Origin of the sequence: Novosphingobium sp. AAP83, assembly GCF_001295795.1 — a bacterium.
Classification (GTDB): Bacteria; Pseudomonadota; Alphaproteobacteria; order Sphingomonadales; family Sphingomonadaceae; genus Novosphingobium.
Window position 1 is genome coordinate 36,602 of sequence record NZ_LJHY01000010.1, and the last position, 19,212, is coordinate 55,813.

A 19,212-nucleotide genomic window follows, 5' to 3' on the forward strand; every position below is an offset into this window, starting at 1 on the left:
AACCATGGAAAAGCTCCGCGAACCCCTGCATGAAATCGCCCAATGCGGCCTGCCCCTCGCCCTCGAAGCAATGGGTGAACGCTGGTCATTCATGATCCTGCGCGCCGCCTTCAACGGCGTGCGCCACTTCGAAGATTTCCTCGAAGCCCTCGGCATTGCCCGCAACATCCTGTCAAACCGCCTGTCGCGCTTGGTCGAAGTGGGCATTTTGAAGCGCGAACATTGCGCCGACGATCGTCGCCGCATCGAATATCGCCTGACGCCCAAAGGTCTGGACCTCCTGCCCGCCATGCTCGCGCTGCGCCAGTGGGGTGAAAAGTGGCAACTTGGCGTACCCGCCAACCCGGTGCTGTGCGATGCGCGCGATGGCCTGCCCATCGCCGCCATCGGCATTCGCGGCCAGGACGGTCGCCCGCTTTCGCCCGAAGACCTGATGTGGCGGGATCGGGGCGAACTCGACGCCAGCAAAGCCCCGCTCAAACTTCAGGACGTCGGCTAAAAAGCAGGGGTCATCGGCCACCCGACGACCCCTTGAGTCTGGCCCGGACGGGGGACTAATCCGGCCGGGCAAACGGGTGGATCGCGAGGCCTTAGCGCGCTGCCAGCATCGTCTGCTGGACCTTCACTTTGGCACGGCGCGCTTCGGCAAAGGCCTTGGCAAAGCACTGCTGGTTGGCCGCCGCTTCGCGCAGCGGATTGGTCGTGCCATTGAGACCACATACCTTCTTGGCAGCACGCTTGAGCCGCTGGTCAAGCTTGGCGTTGCCTGCCTGCGTCGTCAGATCGAGATCGGCGTAACCCACGAGGCGGGTCTCGGCAAAGGCGGGTTGGCTGGCCGTCAGGGCAAGACCAAACAGGCTGGCGGCGATCAGAGAATTGCGGATCATGGCGTCGTCCTTCAAAAAGGGCCGGAGCACATCCGGCGAGAGAGTTTGCGATGACCGGGCCAGCTTGGCGTCGGGGGTCGATGGGGACTGGCTAGCCACCGCATGCATTCTCTCTACGCGCACCGGTGCACGCGTTCGCCCCTGCCTCGACCAGCTTTCCCTAGCGTCCGACGAGCGCCGCCCGCACCGGACGAACAGCAATTTCCGGTCTACGAACTGCACGTGTGACATTTGACCAACAAAGTCATATCGTCTGCGCCAATGGCTATTGTGATTACCTTCCTCCTGGGCATCGGCAACTTTGCCCTCCACCGCGCCGTCATGGACAGCGGCCATCCCATGCTTGGGAAAATGCCGTGGTTTTACCACGCATTGGGTGGCCGCTTCACGATGATCGTCGAATTCATGCTGCTGTTTGCCGCACTGATGTTTGCCGCCGATGGCGTGGTAAGCGGCCCCATCGCCTATGTTGTCTATTCGGTGCTCAACAGTTTTTCAGCCTACCTGATCCTGACTGACAGGGTTTAGGAACAATCGCCTGGCCTGCGGGTTTATCCGCTGCGATGGACCTTTCTCCCCTCTGGCTGATCACCAATGCCGCAAGCGGCAGCAATACCGATGCGGCGGTGGAAGTCCTTGCGGCGTTGCTCGGTGCTTCTGGTTGTAAGCCCATGCGTCTCATCCGCCTTCCCGACGAGGACTTGCCCACTGGCATGGCCTTGGACGCGGCAGGCGTGAAGACTCTGGCGGTGTTTGCCGGTGATGGCACAATCAACGCTACGGCCACCAAGGCCGAAGGCTGGGATGGCGCGATTCTGGTGCTTCCCGGCGGCACGATGAACCTGCTGTCCAAAGCGCTGCATGGTGATGTTACCGCGCAAGATGTCATCGCCCGTCTTGGCGCTGGCACATATGACCGCCTCCCCCGACCCGCCGTTCGCACATCACAAGGCACTGCGCTGGTCGAGGTTCTGGCCGGCCCCGGCGCGATGTGGGCCGATGTGCGCGAAAGCGTGCGCGACTTCGATTTGGGCGCAGTTGCCGAAACCTTCTCCATAGCTTTACGCGAAACACGCGAAGGCGCGGGGGTAACCATCGCCACTTGCGCCGCCGCCAAGGCAGACGGCTATCGCGCGCTGCGCGTGGCGCCGGAAGAGGATGGTTTGCGGGTCGAGGGGTACGACTTCAACGACCTTGCCGATTTTGCCGCGCAAGGCTTTGCGATGCTGATCAAGCGGGATTTCCGCCTTGGGCCACACGATGATCTTGGCCATTTCAAAGCGATCGAGTGCTCCAGCACAAGTCCCATCCCGTTGATGATTGATGGCGAACGCCGCCAGGGCGGCACGACCGAAAAGTTCACCCGCATTGTCTTTCCGGTAGACTTTATTTCGACAAAACACGGCGGGGATTGACCCGCAGTGCGTGAACGGCAATCACCCCTTTCGTCATGACCCGCCTGTTCCATATCAGCGATATCCATTTCGGATTGGAAGATCGCCGCGCGCTCGATTGGGTGGCGCAATGCATCGCAACCGAAAAGCCTGATGCCGTATCGATCACGGGCGATCTGACGATGCGCGCGCGTCACCGCGAATATGCAGCTGCGGTGCAGTGGATCCAGTCGCTGGGCGTGCCGGTGACGGTCGAAGTGGGCAATCACGACCTGCCCTATTTCAACCTTATCGAACGCTTTTTCGATCCCTATCGCCGGTTCCATGCGATAAAATCGCTGCTGGAGCGTGAACTCGATCTGCCCGGCATGGTGATCATTCCGTTGAAAACCACAGCCCGCGCGCAGTGGCGGCTCAATTGGTCGAAAGGCACCGTCGGCAAGTCCGCTCTGGACCAGACACTGGCTGCGATAGACGCTCTGCCATCCGGCACGCGCGCAGTGGTGGCGTGCCATCATCCGTTGGTTGAGGCCGGAACACGCGGCAAAGCGCTGACCCGGGGCGGCAGCCGCGCTTTGGCCGCGCTGGCCAGCCGCAATGTCTGCGCGGTTCTTTCTGGCCACGTCCACGATCCGTTCGATCTCATTCACCCCACACCCAATGGTCCGGTGCGGATGATCGGCGCGGGCACCTTGTCGCAACGCGTGCGCTCCACCCCGCCCAGCTTCAACGAACTTACGCTGACCGGCGGCGATATCACAGTGCGCGTGCGCAACCTTGAACACGTGTCCACGCGCGACATGCAGATCGATGATGTGCCTGAAAACGCGATGCCTCCGCGCTTACAGGGTGAGCCGGTCGCGCCAGTAGGGGCCGTGCCCGAGGTTGATCCGCCGGTTTACTGAAAATCAGTTGCCGCCAAGCCCCATGTTATCAATCAGGCGCGCAGCCCCCATGCGCGCAGCCACCAACAGTCTGGCAGGCTGGCCGGAAAACGTCGCCAATTCCGCAAGCGTCGCCGCATCGCGCAAATCGGCATAATCGACCGACAGGAATCCTGTGGCGAGGATATCGGTGTTGAGCGCGGATAGGCTCGCCGTTACATCCGCCCCGCCTTCAATCGCCGCAATCGCTTTGCGCATCGCCGCCGAAAGCCCCGCTGCCTGATCTCGTTCGGCCGCAGTCAGATACTGGTTGCGGCTGCTCATGGCGAGGCCGCTGGCCTCGCGCACGGTGGGCACGCCGATGATGGCATCGGTTTTGGGCAAGGTCAGATCAAGGTCGCGGGCCATGCGGCGAATCACGGCCAGTTGCTGCCAGTCCTTTTCGCCAAACAGCGCTACATCCGGCCGCACCTGATTGAACAGCTTGCACACCACTGTGGCCACGCCATCGAAATGACCCGGCCGTGCCGCACCGCAAGCCACCTCGCTCACCCCTGAAACCGAGACATTGGTGGCATAGCCATCGGGGTACATCTGATCGACCGTGGGAGCCCACAACACCGCCACGCCCTCTGCTTCGAGCAGCGCAGAATCGGCGGCCATCCGGCGCGGATAGGCATCAAGATCCTCGTTCGGCCCGAACTGGCGGGGATTGACGAAGATCGAGGCGACGACATGGTCAGCATGCTTGGCCGCTTCGCGCACCAGCGTCAGATGTCCTTGGTGCAACGCACCCATCGTGGGGACAAGCGCGACACGTTTTCCCCCGTTTTTGAGCGCATCGACCGCTTCGCGTAGCTCAACAAGCCGTTTGATGGTTTGCACGCGAGGCCCCTCTCCACTAAGTCTGATGGGAAGGGCGATAGGAGGGCAAGCGTCCTCCCGCAAGCCCGGCCCGCGCACCACAAAAGAGAGTACCGCCCTTGTCGAATGGCCCCCACCGCATCGTCTTCGCCAACGAAAAAGGCGGCACCGGCAAGTCGACCACGGCGGTCCATGTGGCCGTGGCATTGGCATATCAGGGCGCGCGCGTGGCCGCGATTGATCTTGATGCCCGCCAGCGCACGATGCACCGCTATTTTGAGAATCGTGCGGAAACCATGCGCCGCCGGGCCATCGCGCTGCCCACCGCTACGTTCGAAGTCTATGACGCGCAAAGCGTCGAAGAGCTTGACGCCCTGACCGACCGCTTGGCTGAAACGCACGATTTCATCGTCTATGATACGCCCGGCCGTGATGATCCGCTGGCCCGTCACGTAGCCACCCGCGCCGATACGCTGGTGACGCCGCTGAACGACAGCTTCGTCGATTTCGATCTGATCGGGCAGGTGGACGCCGAAACCTTCAAAGTGCGCCGCCTGTCATTCTATGCCGAACTGATCTGGGAAGCGCGCAAGAAGCGGGCGATGGCCACGATCACCAATGCCCGCCGCGAAATGGATTGGGTCGTGGTGCGCAACCGCACCGGCTATACCGAAGCGCGAAACCAGCGCCGCATCGATACCGCGCTCACCGAATTGTCCAAGCGCGTGGGCTTTCGCATTGCCAGCGGCTTGTCCGAACGCGTGATCTATCGCGAATTGTTCCCGTCAGGGCTGACCTTGCTGGACAAGGGGCATCTGGGCGAACTGGGCACCAGCCACCTTGTTGCCCGGCAAGAACTGCGCACGCTGGTCGCCGGCCTGAAATTGCCGGTATCGGCAAAGGCGGACTCGGCCAAGGCTACGCTGGAGAGCGCGGCCTGATGTTCAAAGTTCTTGCGCTTGTCGCCCTTGTCAGCATCGCATGCAAAATGCTGTCGGGGCGGTGGCCGTGGGAATTGCTGGCGGGTGATCCTCGCCAGAACAACGAAGCCAAAGCGCGCAACCTGTTGGGCATTTCAACCTCTGCGGGCCATGACGAGGTGATCGAAGCGCACCGCCGCCTGATCACAAAGGTCCACCCCGATCGTGGTGGATCGAATGAGGCTGTTTACGAAGCCAATGCTGCCCGCGACCTGCTGCTTGCCCGGTTGGGTGATCGCCGGAACGGTTAAGCGCGAGGCGATGCGCCACAGTTTTGATCCCTCGATCCTGCGCGAATACGATATTCGCGGCGTGTTTGGCGAAACGCTGGGGCCGGACGATGCGCACGCCATCGGGCGCAGTTTTGCCACGCGGGTGGCGCAAATTGGCGGCAAGCGCGTTGTGGTGGGCTATGATGGGCGGTTAAGTTCGCCGGTGCTGGAGCAAGCTCTGGTTGAAGGGCTTACCACCAGCGGGATCGATGTGGTGCGGATCGGCATGGGGCCAACCCCGATGCTCTATTTCGCTGCCGCTTCACTTCCAGATATACAGGGCGGCATTCAGGTAACCGGCAGCCACAATCCCGCCAATCACAATGGCTTCAAAGCGGTACTTGAAGGACGATCGTTCTTTGGGGCCGATATAATCGATCTCGGGCGCATCGCCGATGAAGGCCGTTGGGTATCGGGCAATGGAACCGTCACCGATGTTGCCATCATGGATGCCTACGTTGGTCGCCTGCTCGGCGGGCTGGACGGCGTCGACCGATCCGCGCTGGAGGGCTTGCGCATCGGCTGGGACGCTGGCAACGGCGCCGCTGGCCCCGTGGTCGAGGCTATGGCTGCCAGACTGCCCGGACACCATGCTTTGCTGTTTACGTTTGTGGACGGCCATTTCCCCAACCATCATCCTGATCCGACTGTGGAGGAAAACCTTGCCGATCTTGTGCAGGCTGTCGCGGCGGGAAACCTCGACTTCGGAATAGCATTCGACGGAGATGGAGACCGAATTGGAGTAATCGACAGCGCTGGCCGCACGATTTGGGGCGATCAATTGCTAAGCATTTTTGCGGAAGATGTGCTGCAAACCTCGCCCGGAGCAATAATCATCGGCGATGTGAAGTGCAGTAGCGCGCTGTTTGAGCGGATTTCCGCGCTTGGCGGCATTCCGCTAATGTGGAAGAGCGGGCACTCCTTGATAAAGTCCAAAATGAACGAAACTGGTGCGCTGTTGGGCGGCGAAATGAGCGGCCATGTCTGCTTTGCCGATCGTTACTACGGATTCGACGATGCGCTTTATGCGGCTACCCGCTTGATCGCTGCCACGGCTCGGCTGAACAAATCGGTCACGCAGATGCGCGCAAGCTTGCCCACAATGATCAATACACCCGAGCTGCGGTTTCAGGTTGATGAAGCGCGCAAATTTGCCGTCGTTGCCGAAGTGGCGGCGCGGCTGCGCGCAGAAGGTGCCCGGATCAACGAAATTGACGGCGTGCGTGTTGACACCCCCGACGGGTGGTGGCTGCTGCGCGCGTCCAACACGCAAGATGTGCTGGTGGTCCGCGCGGAAAGCCGCAGCGATGCGGGCCTTTCACGCTTGCTCAAACACGTTGATGCGCAATTGGATGCATCAGGCATCGCGCGCGGCTCGCAATTCGGCCACTGATAACCATCTTGAGCCAGATGACAGACCAGGACGGACCCAAGCGCGCAAACGCAAACTGGCTTTTCGGCGCGCCCGAGGCAAAGGGCATGTCCGAACCCACGCTGACGACACGGTTGGGCGAAAGCGCGCAATCGCTGGATGTGACGCGAGGCTTTGCTGCGGCCCAGGCCCCTGCCGAGCAAGCCATTGCGATGGCGCGCGATCCGTTTGCGCGGCCTGTACTGCTGGGCCTGGAACAGAATGCCGATGCGGTAATGCCGGGCTGGGCGCACGAACAGGCGCTGCAAAGGCTGCTATTGCCCGAAGCCGCTGGCGAAGGATTGGCTGCGCTCGAAGGCTGGGAGGAGGCAATGGCGCGCGGCCACCTGAAGGCGGTGTTGCACAATGCCGAAAACGTCAGCGCCGCCGCGTTTGACGCGCTTGATGATTGGCTGGCGCAGCTGCTCTGCGATAGCTGGCCGCGGTCAGCTCCGTTGCTTGAGCCTGCCGCGCGCGTATTTCTGTGGGGGAGCGAGCGCGGCAAGGAAAGCGGGCGCGCAGCGGTTATGTTCCTGAACAGCCGCCTGCGTGGCTTGCACTTCCTTGAGGACGTCCAAAGGACTGGCCATCCATGGCACAAAGCTTGGATCGAGCTTGCCACACCCGCCCAACCGGCGAGCCGTCGCGGACTGTTCATCCGGCGCGGTGATGTGGCAATGCTGCTCGAAGAGATTCGGAACAATTTTCCCGAGCTTGAGCAGCATTTCGATCCTGTGCGGGTGGCGCTTTGGGTGCAGGATGAAGCAGCGGCCAACGCGCCAGGCTGGCTTGGCAAAGGGCTATGGATCGCGCTTGGGCTTGGCGTGCTGATCTTCTCGATCCGGAGCCTGGTATCATAAGGCACCGAAGGCCATCCTTTCGGTTGCGCCTGCCACAACCTATCTAAAGAGCGATGACGCTTCCTTCCTCCATCGCTGATTGGTTTGCGCAGCGGGGTTGGCGCGTGCGGCAGCATCAATGGGATATGCTGGCGGCGGCGCGGGCGGGCGATCACGCATTGCTGGTGGCCGATACCGGGGCGGGCAAGACGCTGGCGGGATTTCTGCCAACGCTGGCCGATTTTGCAGGCGATTCACCGCCGGGTGATGGGCTGCACACGCTCTACGTTTCGCCGCTGAAAGCCCTAGCGCATGATGTGCAGCGCAATCTGCTGACGCCAATTGATGACATCGGCCTGAAAGTGCGGGTCGAGACGCGGAGCGGGGATACACCGTCGGACCGCAAGGCGCGGCAGCGGGCCAAGCCGCCGCATGTGCTTTTGACCACGCCAGAATCGCTGTCGCTGCTGCTCAGCTATCCCGAATCAGCGACGATGTTTGCCGGGTTGAAGCGGGTGATAGTTGATGAAGTACATGCGCTGGCTATTGGTAAGCGGGGTGATTTGGTAGCGCTTTCGCTAGCACGGCTGCAATCGATTGCGCCTGATATGCAGCGGGTCGCATTGTCGGCAACGGTGGCGGATCCGGATGACTTTCGGCGCTGGCTGGGGCCGCAGGGCGATGCAGCTTCGGTGCGGTTGGTACTAGGCGAGGTGGGCGCGCCGCCCCAGGTTTCGATCCTGCACCCTGAGGACCAGCGCGTGCCGTGGGGCGGGCATGCGGCGGCGTGGGCGGTGCCGCAGTTGTATCAGGCGATCAAGTCCAACAAGACCACGCTGATCTTCACCAACACACGGTTTCTGGCCGAGTATATTTTCCAACTGCTGTGGGACGTGAACGACGACAAGCTGCCCATCGGCATCCACCATGGGTCGCTTTCCAAAGAGGCGCGGCGCAAGGTTGAAGGGGCGATGGCGCGAGGGGAACTGCGCGGGCTGGTGTGTACGGCCAGCCTCGATTTGGGGGTGGACTGGGGCGACATCGATCTGGTGGTGCAGATGGGTGCGCCCAAGGGCTCGTCGCGGTTGCTGCAACGCATAGGCCGCGCCAATCACCGGCTGGATTGTGCGAGCAGGGCGCTGCTGGTACCGGGCAACCGCTTTGAATTTTTGGAAGCTTTTGCCGCGCAGGAGGCGGTTGAAGACGGGCAGCGCGATGGTGAGGATTTCCGCGCAGGAGGTCTGGATGTATTGGCGCAACATGTGATGGCTTGTGCTTGTGCCGGGCCGTTCGATGAAGCCGCGCTGCTGGCAGAGGTGCGCTCGTCCTATTCCTATCGCTGGATTGATGCGGCGCTGTGGACCCGTGTGCTCGAATTCGTGGCGACGGGCGGCTATTCGCTGCGCGCCTATGACCGGTTCAAGCGGATTGTGCGGGACAAGCAGGGCATGTGGCGGCTGGTGCATCCTGAACACGCCGCGCGGCACCGGCTGAACGCGGGGATCATCATTGATTCCGAGATGCTGGAGGTGCGCTTCCGCAACGGTCGGAGCCTTGGCAAAGTCGAGGAAAGCTTTGGTGCCTCGCTTTCACCCGGCGATACGATCCGTTTTGCCGGGATGGATCTGGAAGTGGAGGGCGTGCGCGATCTCGACCTGATCGTGCGTGCGGCCAAGAAACCGGGCCAAATCCCGAGTTACAACGGTGCGCGTCTGCCGCTGACTACGCATCTTTCCGAGCGTGTGCGGGCTTTGATGGTGGATCGTCCCGGTTGGGCGCGCTTTCCCGATGATGTGCGTGAATGGCTGGAGATGCAGGACTGGCGCAGCCGCTTGCCCGGCCCCGGTGATTTGCTGGCGGAGAGTTTCCCGCACAACGGACGGCATTACACGGTTTACTACACCTTCGAGGGGTGGAACGCGAACCAGTCGCTGGGGATGCTGATCACGCGGCGGATGAACGAGCGCGGGATGATGCCGTTGGGCTTTGTCGCCAATGACTATGCCCTGGCGGTGTGGGGCGCGCGCGCGGTGGATGATCCGGTGCCGCTGCTCTCGCCCGATATTCTCACGGACGAGTTCGTGGAATGGGTACAGGAATCGCACTTGCTGCGGCGGGCGTTTCGCGAAGTGGCGGTGATTTCGGGATTGGTTGAACGCCAACACCCCGGCAAACGCAAATCGGGCAAGCAAGTGACGTTTTCGACCGACCTGATCTATGACGTGTTGCGTAAGTATGAGCCCGATCATCTGCTGATCGAAGCTGCATGGGCTGATGCGCGCGCGCGGATGACCGATGTTGGGCGTTTGGGTGATCTATTGGATCGTGCAGCGGGGCAATTGGTCCATGTAAAGCTGGACCGCGTGTCACCGCTGGCTGTGCCGGTGCTGGTGATGATCGGGCGCGAAACACTGCCTGCGGGGGCAGCGGATGATGAGATGCTGCTGGAGGCCGAGAGCCTTGCAGCAGCGGCGATGCGGGCGGATTGAGCGTTGCTGGACTGACGCGCGCGTTTGCAAGTTGGTATTGCGGGTGGATCCATCCCGAGTTGGTGAGCACCGGGCTGGATTGCTTCTCCCCGCTGCGCGGGGCTCGCAATGACGAAGGTGGATGGGATGGAGGTTGGTGGCGAGGCGCTGGTTGAGGCCCCCACGCAAAAAGGGAGCGGATTACGCCGCTCCCTTTTCGTGTTTTGTGCAACCTTGCGGCTGGAAAACGCGAGACTTTCTGGAAAGCTTATTGAGCTTTCGAGAAGGTCGCGAAGTTTTCGTTGCCGACGAAGCCGAACTTCGAAACCTTGGAATCGGTGATGATCTTCATCACGCGGTTCGTGATCTCGTAGCTGGCATATTCCTCGGGCTGGAACTGGAGTTCCGGCTCGGGATTGATCGCCCGGGTCGATTGCAGAATTGACACCAACTGACCTTCTGTGATCGGCGCACCGTTCCACAGAATCGCGTTCGTTGTCGTCAAAACAAGCTTGTTCTTGATCGGATCGATCACTTGATTAGGCGACGGTGGCTGTGGTTGCGGCAAATTGATGTTTACCGCGTGGGTCGCCACAGGGATGGTGATGATGAACATGATGAGGAGCACGAGCATGACGTCGATCAACGGCGTCGTGTTCATTTCCATCATCGGCTGGCCATCATCGGATCCAGCGCTCATTCCCATCTTAAGGTACTCCTGTTCGTTCTCTGGTCCGGCTGCACTTGGTTAAGTCCTTGCGGACTTAGCCGTTTGGATCAACCGGGGTTGAGATGAAGCCGACCTTTGGATAGCCAGCAATCTGGACGTTATAGATGGCCCCAGCAATACACTTCCAAGGCACGTTAACGTCACCACGGATCTGCACTTCTGGGATCTGTTCCGGATCCATATTTGCCGCGCCGCCTTCACGCTTCACAATCGAATCAAGCCGATTGAAAGCCTGCTGGTACAGCTCGTTGTTATCTACCGGGACCGAGTTGTTGAAATAGACGCGGCATTGGCCAGTGCGCGAAGACCCTGCATATCCGGGTTCCTTCGGGCTACGGCCTGCCTCGTCAGTCGAGACGACCGAGAGCATCAGGTTGTCGACCTTGTCCTGCGATTCTTCGCTGGGAAGGATGGGGACCTTAAGCTTTTCGATCGACTGGATTGCGACCGGCACCGCGATAAGGAAGATGATCAGCAGCACCAGCATCACGTCCACGAGCGGCGTGGTGTTGATGTCCGACATCGGGCGTTCCTGACCGCCAGCGCCGCCTACAGACATTGCCATGGGTTACATCCTATCTGTTCTGATCCGCGGAAGTTGCCGGAGCCTGCCCCGTGGGGTTGAGGCTCCGGCAGAAGCCCCGCGTAGAACAGGTCGGCGTCTAGCGCCGACCAGAGGTTACAGAATTACTTCTTGACCGGAGCGGCCGGAGCAGCAGCAGGCGCAGCCTTGATAGCTGGCTTGACGACACCCTTGGAATTGATGTTCGCAAGCAGATCGGTCGAGAAGCCCGAGAGCAGTTCTGCGATCTTCTTGTTGCGTGCCTGAAGCCAGTTGTAGGCAAGCACGGCGGGAACAGCCACGAGCAGACCGAGTGCGGTCATGATCAGAGCTTCACCCACTGGGCCTGCCACCTTGTCGATCGATGCCGAACCGGAAAGGCCGATGGCGATCAGCGCGTTGTAGATGCCGACCACGGTACCGAACAGACCGATGAACGGCGAAGTTGCGCCCACGGTTGCAAGGAACGGCAGGCCGCCAGCAAGCATCGAGTTGATCGACGCTTCCGAGCGAGCGAGCGAACCGTGGAGCCAATCATGGGCTTCCATCGAATCGGTCATCTTGCCGTGCTGGTCTTCGGCGTTGAGGCCATCGTCAACAACCTGGCGCCATGCGCTGTTCTTTTCGAGCTTTGCAGCGCCTTCACGCAGCGACGGCGCACGCCAGAACGCGCTGATGTTGGCGTACTGCTTGAGGATCTTGTTCTGTTCGAACAGCTTGGTGAACATGATGTAGAACGAACCGAACGACATGACGCCCAGGATCACGAGCGTCGCGATGCCGATGTAGTTTGGCTTACCATCCGGAAACAGTGCTTCCATCAGGCCGAAGGCCTTCTTTGGCGCAGCGTTGGTCGCCGCAGCGGCAAGGTTGTAGATGAACATTGCGAGTCTTCCTCTTCAAATCAAATCAAAGTGCGTGAAAGCCAGTCGAACGGGCTTTCGTGTCCGTTCGGCTAAATCAGTCCTTTGGAATGACCCAGCGAATTGAGTTCGAATATGAGCCCGAAGCCGGGTTGCCATCACCATCACTTGCGGGCGTAAAACGCGCGCGGCGACGAACGTTGGCGCATGTCGCTTCGTCAAGGTCGGGGCTGCCTGAAGATCTGGTGATCTGACAATCCGTAACCTTGCCATCAGGACCCACTGTTACGCGGAAACCTGTTGTGCCTTCACGCTCTTCGCGAAGTGCTCGCGAAGGGTAGTCATTCGACGTCGCCCAGTTGCCTGGATTGCCTTTTGGCGCTGCGCCCTTGGGTTGGAACCGAGGAGCAGGCGGTGCAGCAGGCGGCGGCGGTAGAGCCACCGGCGACGGCGGAGGCGGCAATGGTGGCGCCTCATTAACTGTCTGCACTTGCGGTGCAGGCGCGTTAAAGCTGATCGGCGGCGGAGGCGCGACGACCGGCGGTGGGGGCGTGTCATTCTTCGGGGGAGGAGGCGGCGGTTCTTCCGGCGGCTTCTCTTCCTCGATTTTGACCGCCGCGGTTATCTCCTTCACCTTCGTGTACGCCTCGCTCGCCAGCCCGGAGACCAGCGCGTAACCGATGACGACATGAAGGATCGCAACGATGATGAGCGCGGTGATCTTGTTACCGCTCATCTGTTGGTCAACGTATGCCATTCAGCTCCAATACTCCTGATCGTCCACCTTGGCCAAGAGCACGCGGGTGCGCGCCCTAACCAGAGTGGGGCCAGCACGACAGATCGGTGATCCGCGCGAAAGCCAATCCAGCAAATTTCAATCCACCCTGCCGGCAACCCGGTCCACCGACGCAACCCGGGTGGGTTGGCGGCGGCAAGCGTCGGGCTGCTTGTTTTTGGATTGCCCGAACAAGGAGCATTCTTAACGGCGAAGCCAAAGGCGCGCAAATGCTTTAATCCGTTAACTGTCGATTCATGGTTGCACTGGCTGAAATTGACGGAAATAGCAGTATGGAGACGCCCTCTTATGCTGCCGGAAAGGCAAAAATGACCACGTCTGCAACACGATCCACATTATCCACCCTTGTTATCGCAGGGTTGCTGAGCAGCATTTCAGCAACGTCGGCAATCGCCCAACAAGGTGCGATTCGCGCAGGCGGCACCGCTGCAATCAAAAGCGCAACCGCTGTTTCGGACAATCTAACATATGCCGATCTGGCCAGCCTGACCGATTCAGCCGAAGTGGTTGTACGGGTGCAAGTGCGCAAAGTAACCCGCCTCAAACCCGAACAAGCGCCAGGGTTGAAGCCCGGCCAAGCCCGGGTTTTGATCGAAGCGCGCACCACCGCATTGCTATTTGGCCCGGCCATGGGAGAAGCTGTGCGCTATCTGGCGGATATCCCGCTTGATGCCAAAGGCAAGTTGCCAAAGCTGGTCAAAGCGCAAATGCTGATCTTTGCGCGCAATGTTGCGGGGCGGCCGGGCGAATTGCGACTGGTTGACGGGGGCGCGCAAATCGGTTGGACGACTGGCGTTGAAGCGCGGGTGCGCGCGATTCTGGCCGAACTGCTTTCTGCCGAGGCAGCGCCCCGGATCATGGCGCTGCGCGAAGTCCTGTTTGTGCCCGGCAATCTGGCTGATGAAGGCGAAACGCAATTGTTCCTCCAAACCGAAAACAGCGCGCCGGTTTCGTTGTCCGTAATACGCCGCCCCGGCATGGACCGGACGTGGGGGGTCAGCTTGTCGGAGATCGTCGATCAGGCTGCGCGCCCGCCCATGCGCGATACGCTGACCTGGTATCGCCTCGCCTGCTTCCTGCCGCGATCAATCCCCAAAGGCGCGGCGCTGTCGGGCAGCGAACAGGAGCATCGCGCTGCTGAAGAGGACTATGCCTTTGTTTTGCGCGAACTGGGGGAATGCAGCCGTACCCGCGCGCCAGTGATACGCTGATGTGATGCGCTGAAGTGATTGTGGGGCCACTTCACCCTGTTGCCCCGGGCGCGCCTGTCGCCTAAGGCCCGCGCGACTATTTTGGCGGACGGAACAGATATGAGCGAACCTTTGCGCATCGCACTTGCCGGACTTGGCACAGTGGGCGGCGGCGTGATCCGGGTGATCGAGGCCAATGCCGACCTGATCGCGCGCCGCGCCGGACGGCCTATCGAGATTACCGTGGTCAGCGCGCGCAATCGCACCAAAGATCGCGGCTTCGATGTCTCGCGCTATGCGTGGGAAGACGACATGGTGATTCTGGGCGAGCGGCCCGATGTCGATGTGGTGGTTGAACTGGTTGGCGGGGCCGATGGTCCTGCGCTGGCGCTAGCGCGCACGACGTTTGAGGCAGGCAAGGCACTGGTGACCGCAAACAAGGCGATGATCGCGCATCATGGCGTGGAACTGGCGACCAAAGCCGAAGCGGCGAAGGTGGCGCTGAAGTTTGAAGCGGCGGTCGCAGGCGGCATTCCGGTGATCAAGGGCCTGAAAGAAGGCGTTGCCGCAAACGAGATCGCGCGGGTCTATGGCATTCTGAACGGCACCTGCAATTACATCCTCTCGACAATGGAAGATACCGGGCGCGACTTCGCCGATGTGCTGGCAGAGGCGCAGGCCAAGGGCTATGCCGAGGCTGATCCGAGCTTTGACATTGATGGCATCGATGCTGCGCACAAGCTGGCGATTCTCTCGTCTATAGCGTTTGGCACGGCGGTAGATTTCAAGCCGGTGGCGGCAACCGGCATCCGCCGCGTGTTGGCGGCTGATATCGCGCAGGCCGATGCGCTCGGCTATTACATCCGGCTGATCGGCATGGCGCAGACCGAGATTGATGCAGACGGCAACCGCCGCCTGTTCCAGCGCGTGCACCCGCACCTTGTCCACCGCGACCACCCGCTGGCGCACGTGGATGGCGCAACCAATGCGGTGGTGGCCGAGGGCAACTTCGTAGGCCGCCTGCTGTTTCAAGGCGCAGGCGCAGGTGATGGTCCGACCGCCAGCGCGGTTGTGGCGGACCTTATCGACATTGCACGCGGCGATATCGGCGCGCCGTTCTCAATCCCGGTGGCCGAGCTGGATCATGCAGCGCCTGCCGATGTGGGGCACCGCACGGGCAAGGCCTATATCCGCTTTAACGTGGCAGACCGTCCCGGCGTGCTGGCCGAGATCACCGCGGCTATGCGCGATGCGGGCGTTTCGATCGAAAGCCTGATTCAAAAGGGCAATTCGGACAATGCACAAGTGATGGTGGCGATGGTGACTCACGAAGGGCCAGAAAGCGCGATCACAGAAGCGCTGCGCCTGTTGGATGGGTCACCCGCGCTGGCCGAAGCACCCTTGGTCATGCACATTCTGAGGGATTGAACGCAGTTTACGCCCGATTACGGCGCAGGTATTTCACCATTGGCGATGCGTTCTGCGTCCGAACCCGGCGGTGGGGCAGGCAAAGCCTTGATGTCGAAGTAGTATACTGGCGCAGGGGCACTACCCATGCCGATGCAACCCCGGCTGCAATCACGCAGTCCCGAGACGCTGGGCGCACGCGGTCTGCCATCGTCGGTTGATTTTGCAGTGTCGGTTTCACCGCGCAGGGGCAGACGCTCCCTCTCGCTCGCTTCCTTGCCGCCACACACGACGATGGTGCCATCGGCGCGCTGCATCGGACGGCAGCGTTCTGCTTGACGGCCGGTGAGCAGCCGTTGCGACATGGCCGCATCATCTTGGGGAGCGGTAGTTCCGGGCAGGGTTGGCCCCTGTACAGCTGCCGCTGGGCCGGCCTGACCAAGGGCAATCGTCGGCATTGCAGCAAAAAGAAGCGCAATGCAGGCCAGAACTGTTACTCTCTGTCTCGACAAGACCCTGCCCTCACGTCTACTACTCTGGGTCATACCCACGTCACTTGAGCCACGTATTTATTGCTCAGTCTTAAATTGATGTTCACGCATACGTTTGCATAGTCAAAGGCCTGCGTCGACCCGGTACTACCGGTTAGACCCTGCACAATGGCTGAACATACGGCCTGCGTGATCAAGCCCGCTTAGACCTATAGGGAGCCACCGTGACCGAACAGCCCAAAAACCCCGCCCCATCAAAAGTTCTTGACCGCGTTCTCGTGCTTGAAATGGTCCGCGTGACCGAAGCCGCCGCCATCGGCGCATCCCGCCTGATCGGCCGGGGCGACGAGAAAGCCGCTGACGCTGCGGCTGTTGAAGCCATGCGCGCAGCTTTCAACGAACTGGAAATGGACGGCACCGTTGTGATTGGAGAAGGCGAACGTGACGAAGCGCCTATGCTTTATATCGGTGAAAAGGTTGGCGCAGCACCGGGCCGTGGCCCCAAGATCGACATCGCGCTTGATCCGCTGGAAGGCACCACCATCACCGCGAAGGCTGGTCCGAATGCGCTTGCCGTGCTGGCGGTGGCCGAAGAAGGTGGTCTGCTGAACGCACCGGACGTCTATATGGACAAGCTGGCGGTTGGCCCCGGCTACCCCGATGGCATCATCGATTTGGACAAATCGCCAACCGAAAACGTCAAGGCCGTGGCGGCGGCCAAGGGCGTTGAACCTGGCGATATCATTGTGTGCGTGCTGGATCGCCCGCGTCACGCCAATCTGATCGCTGAATTGCGCGCACTGGGTTGCGGCATCTCGCTGATCCCCGATGGCGACGTTGCAGGCGTGATCGCGGTGACCAACGACGATACCGGAATCGATATGTACATGGGATCAGGCGGCGCGCCTGAAGGTGTGCTGGCTGCTGCTGCGCTGCGCTGCGTTGGTGGTCAATTCAAGGGCCGCTTGCTGTTCCGCAATGACGATGAACGGGGCCGCGCTTACAAGTGGGGCATCACTGACCTGAACAAACAGTATGACCTGAGTGAACTGGCCAAGGGCGACTGTATCTTTGCCGCCACCGGTGTAACCGATGGTTCACTGCTTGATGGCGTAAAGGTCCGGAAGGACGGCGTGATGACGACTGAGAGCGTGGTGATGCGCGCTTCATCAGGCACCGTGCGCTGGGTTAAGGGTGAACACCGCCGGGGCCGCTAATCCTTTTCAAAGCCACGAACAAACAAGCCCGGCGACCCGACAAGGTTCGCCGGGCTTTGTTGTTTCAGCCAGCGGCAAGCGCCAGGCGCGGCGCGGCACGTTCGTTTTGCAGAGCAGAGTTGCGCCGCAGACCTTCGGGATTGGCCACATGGGTAGGGCGCGACCTCTTTTCACGCGTGCGGAATGAGGAGACGAGTTGAGTCAGGCGTTCGGCCTCTGCCGACAGACTGTGGGTTGCAGCTGACGATTGTTCGACCATCGCAGCATTGGCCTGCGTCATCCGGTCCATATCCGCGACGGCCATGTTCACACTGCCAAGGCTTTCCGCCTGGCAGCAAGCGGCCTGCGCAATGCGCATGATCAGCGCATCAACTGCGGCAACCTGATCAACAATCCCGCCAAGCCTCTTGCCGGTTTCGCCAACCAGACTGACGCCTTGCCCCACTTGCGCCGTACTCGTCTCGATCAAGACCTTGATATTCTGCGCTGCTTCCGCCGAGCGTTGCGCCAAGGCGCGCACTTCGGTGGCAACCACCGCAAAGCCTTTGCCTGCCTCGCCTGCTCGCGCCGCTTCGACACCGGCATTGAGAGCAAGCAGATTGGTTTGAAACGCGATGCCATCAATCACCGTGATGATCTGGCTGATTTCCTGCGCCGATGCCTCAATCGCGGCCATGGCTTCGACCGAGCGCCGCACCACTTCGCCGCCTTCGCTGGCCTGACGGTGCGTGGCATTGATCGTTTCCTGCACGCTGCGCGCGCCAGCTGCTGTGTCGCGCACACTGGCGGTAACCTCGCTCATCGACGAAGCGGTTTGGGCAAGGCTGGATGCCTGTTGTTCGTTGCGGAAAGCCAGATCATCGCTGGCTGCACGAATTTCGGCAATCGCAGCGGTAAGGCTGGCCGATCCCACGCGCACAGTGCGCAAGGCTGATGCAAGCGCGTCAACCGCAGTGTTGTAATTCACACGCAGCTCTTCGTAGCCTTCGGGGAAGGATTGCTCGATACGGTACTCCAGATTTTGCCGTGCCATGCAATCAAGCCCTGCCGATAGCGCTGCCACAACGACTTGCTGATCTTGTGCTGCGGTTTGCCGCGCAATGCCATTGCTGCGAAAAACAGCCATCGCGCGTGCCATGATGCCAATCTCGTCATTGCGATCTGATGCAATGGCGACTTCGCTGTAATCACCATCGGCCATGCGTTGCATCGTTTCAGCCGTATCGACCAATGGTGCCACAACGCGGTTACGAATCAGGCGGGAAGCGGCGTGGATCAGGCCAATGACGGTAAGGGCAAGAAGCAAAAAGCCACCAATCAGGAATGTGACCACAGTATAGGCATAATCCATCAGCTCAGCGCGGTATGCGCCTGATTTTTCGACAAGGCGGGCAACTGCGGCGTGCTGCCGCTGGTATGCCGGAGTAAGTTCTGCGGCGTGGACTTGGCGCATGGCATCAACATTGCCCGCCTTGAGCGCGGGAATGAAGCGCGCATCAAGTGCCGTCCAGAACGCATCCGCTGTGCCGATGGTGGCAGACACCTGATCGCGCAATTGTTCCGGAACAGGAGCCTCTTTCCAGTAGGCCTTGCGCTGGAGGAATAGTGCATGCTCCTCGTTGAGCGCGGTGAGCGCCTCTGCCGCATGGTTAGGGTCGGCCAGCATCCACGTCGCGTGAAGATAGGGCTCAACCACAAATGCGGGTGGCGGCAAGATGTCGGCAAGCAATTCGTCCTGCAGCAGGTTATGGCGATGCAACGGACCGCCAAAGCGAATGTAGCCCACCCCCAGAGACGCCAGAGCAATAGCCAAGACGAGCAAGCCAATCACCAGCTTGGCACCGCGCGATGTCTGGTCCTTGATCATACGAAATATGTTCCATACTGCCCAATTTCAGCCAGCATAGTTACCAAGGTACAGTTAATTTCGGAGTTTCGGGCACTTTCGCAAAATCCG

General features: G+C 60.7%; 20 protein-coding genes. 12 read left to right on the forward strand and 8 right to left on the reverse strand.

Features of this window, described 5'->3' with window-relative positions:
* Positions 1-4: 4 nt before the first annotated feature.
* On the forward strand, positions 5-499 hold the full coding sequence (locus tag IP81_RS05425) for a helix-turn-helix domain-containing protein (protein WP_197274529.1): 495 nt from the start codon (positions 5-7) through the stop codon (positions 497-499).
* Between the two features lie 91 nt (positions 500-590).
* Here IP81_RS05425 and IP81_RS20840 read toward each other — a convergent pair whose 3' ends face one another.
* On the reverse strand, positions 591-887 hold the full coding sequence (locus tag IP81_RS20840; protein ID WP_054106970.1) for a UrcA family protein: 297 nt from the start codon (positions 885-887) through the stop codon (positions 591-593).
* A gap of 261 nt (positions 888-1,148) precedes the next feature.
* Between IP81_RS20840 and IP81_RS05435 the strand changes: the two genes are divergently transcribed.
* From IP81_RS05435 to IP81_RS05445, 3 genes are read left to right on the forward strand one after another with little or no spacing between them, the layout of a single operon-like run.
* Complete coding sequence (locus IP81_RS05435; RefSeq protein ID WP_054106971.1) at positions 1,149-1,415, forward strand: hypothetical protein; 267 nt, start codon at positions 1,149-1,151, stop codon at positions 1,413-1,415.
* A gap of 35 nt (positions 1,416-1,450) precedes the next feature.
* Entirely contained in the window at positions 1,451-2,302 is an 852-nt protein-coding gene (locus IP81_RS05440; protein WP_054106972.1) for a diacylglycerol kinase family protein, read from the forward strand.
* Positions 2,303-2,337: 35 nt separating this feature from the next.
* Positions 2,338-3,186, forward strand: coding sequence for a metallophosphoesterase (locus IP81_RS05445; protein ID WP_054106973.1), 849 nt, complete (start codon positions 2,338-2,340; stop codon positions 3,184-3,186).
* Between the two features lie 3 nt (positions 3,187-3,189).
* Here the strand turns inward: IP81_RS05445 and panC are convergent, their stop codons facing one another.
* Positions 3,190-4,050 carry a pantoate--beta-alanine ligase gene (gene panC, locus IP81_RS05450; RefSeq protein ID WP_054106974.1) on the reverse strand — a complete coding sequence of 287 codons (861 nt, stop codon included), beginning with the start codon at positions 4,048-4,050 and terminating at the stop codon, positions 3,190-3,192.
* Positions 4,051-4,148: 98 nt separating this feature from the next.
* Between panC and IP81_RS05455 the strand changes: the two genes are divergently transcribed.
* From IP81_RS05455 to IP81_RS05475, 5 genes are all read left to right on the forward strand, one after another.
* On the forward strand, positions 4,149-4,970 hold the full coding sequence (locus IP81_RS05455) for a division plane positioning ATPase MipZ (RefSeq protein WP_054106975.1): 822 nt from the start codon (positions 4,149-4,151) through the stop codon (positions 4,968-4,970).
* Entirely contained in the window at positions 4,970-5,260 is a 291-nt protein-coding gene (locus tag IP81_RS05460; protein WP_054106976.1) for a molecular chaperone DnaJ, read from the forward strand. The genes IP81_RS05455 and IP81_RS05460 overlap by 1 nt, the downstream gene beginning before the upstream one ends.
* Positions 5,261-5,270: 10 nt before the next feature.
* On the forward strand, positions 5,271-6,674 hold the full coding sequence (gene pgmG / locus IP81_RS05465) for a phosphoglucomutase/phosphomannomutase PgmG (RefSeq protein WP_054107075.1): 1,404 nt from the start codon (positions 5,271-5,273) through the stop codon (positions 6,672-6,674).
* An 86-nt stretch (positions 6,675-6,760) separates the two neighbouring features.
* On the forward strand, positions 6,761-7,552 hold the full coding sequence (locus IP81_RS05470) for a hypothetical protein (RefSeq protein ID WP_197274530.1): 792 nt from the start codon (positions 6,761-6,763) through the stop codon (positions 7,550-7,552).
* Between the two features lie 53 nt (positions 7,553-7,605).
* Positions 7,606-10,020: a ligase-associated DNA damage response DEXH box helicase gene (locus IP81_RS05475; RefSeq protein ID WP_054106978.1), complete on the forward strand. Its 2,415-nt coding sequence runs from the start codon at positions 7,606-7,608 to the stop codon at positions 10,018-10,020.
* A 247-nt stretch (positions 10,021-10,267) separates the two neighbouring features.
* Here the strand turns inward: IP81_RS05475 and IP81_RS05480 are convergent, their stop codons facing one another.
* The 4 genes from IP81_RS05480 to IP81_RS05495 form a co-directional block, all read right to left on the reverse strand.
* Positions 10,268-10,705 (reverse strand): biopolymer transporter ExbD, encoded by a 438-nt coding sequence (locus tag IP81_RS05480; RefSeq protein ID WP_054106979.1) that lies wholly within the window; start codon positions 10,703-10,705, stop codon positions 10,268-10,270.
* A gap of 58 nt (positions 10,706-10,763) precedes the next feature.
* Positions 10,764-11,294, reverse strand: coding sequence for a biopolymer transporter ExbD (locus IP81_RS05485; RefSeq protein ID WP_197274531.1), 531 nt, complete (start codon positions 11,292-11,294; stop codon positions 10,764-10,766).
* A gap of 122 nt (positions 11,295-11,416) precedes the next feature.
* Positions 11,417-12,175, reverse strand: coding sequence for a MotA/TolQ/ExbB proton channel family protein (locus IP81_RS05490; protein ID WP_054106980.1), 759 nt, complete (start codon positions 12,173-12,175; stop codon positions 11,417-11,419).
* Between the two features lie 76 nt (positions 12,176-12,251).
* The gene (locus IP81_RS05495) at positions 12,252-12,911 is read right to left on the reverse strand and encodes an energy transducer TonB (RefSeq protein ID WP_054106981.1); all 660 of its coding nucleotides are present in this window, start codon (positions 12,909-12,911) and stop codon (positions 12,252-12,254) included.
* A gap of 347 nt (positions 12,912-13,258) precedes the next feature.
* On the opposite strand from IP81_RS05495, the gene IP81_RS05500 reads away from it, so the two are divergent.
* Both IP81_RS05500 and IP81_RS05505 read left to right on the forward strand, forming a co-directional pair.
* The gene (locus tag IP81_RS05500; protein ID WP_197274532.1) at positions 13,259-14,161 is read left to right on the forward strand and encodes a hypothetical protein; all 903 of its coding nucleotides are present in this window, start codon (positions 13,259-13,261) and stop codon (positions 14,159-14,161) included.
* Positions 14,162-14,260: 99 nt separating this feature from the next.
* Positions 14,261-15,568 carry a homoserine dehydrogenase gene (locus IP81_RS05505; protein WP_054106982.1) on the forward strand — a complete coding sequence of 436 codons (1,308 nt, stop codon included), beginning with the start codon at positions 14,261-14,263 and terminating at the stop codon, positions 15,566-15,568.
* Positions 15,569-15,585: 17 nt separating this feature from the next.
* Here IP81_RS05505 and IP81_RS05510 read toward each other — a convergent pair whose 3' ends face one another.
* Entirely contained in the window at positions 15,586-15,912 is a 327-nt protein-coding gene (locus IP81_RS05510) for a hypothetical protein (protein ID WP_197274533.1), read from the reverse strand.
* A 350-nt stretch (positions 15,913-16,262) separates the two neighbouring features.
* Here IP81_RS05510 and glpX point away from each other — a divergent pair, with 350 nt between their 5' ends.
* Positions 16,263-17,255 carry a class II fructose-bisphosphatase gene (glpX, locus tag IP81_RS05515; protein WP_082356005.1) on the forward strand — a complete coding sequence of 331 codons (993 nt, stop codon included), beginning with the start codon at positions 16,263-16,265 and terminating at the stop codon, positions 17,253-17,255.
* A gap of 64 nt (positions 17,256-17,319) precedes the next feature.
* On the opposite strand, the gene IP81_RS05520 is transcribed toward glpX, so the two are convergent.
* The gene (locus tag IP81_RS05520; protein ID WP_054106984.1) at positions 17,320-19,122 is read right to left on the reverse strand and encodes a methyl-accepting chemotaxis protein; all 1,803 of its coding nucleotides are present in this window, start codon (positions 19,120-19,122) and stop codon (positions 17,320-17,322) included.
* Positions 19,123-19,212: the final 90 nt, after the last annotated feature.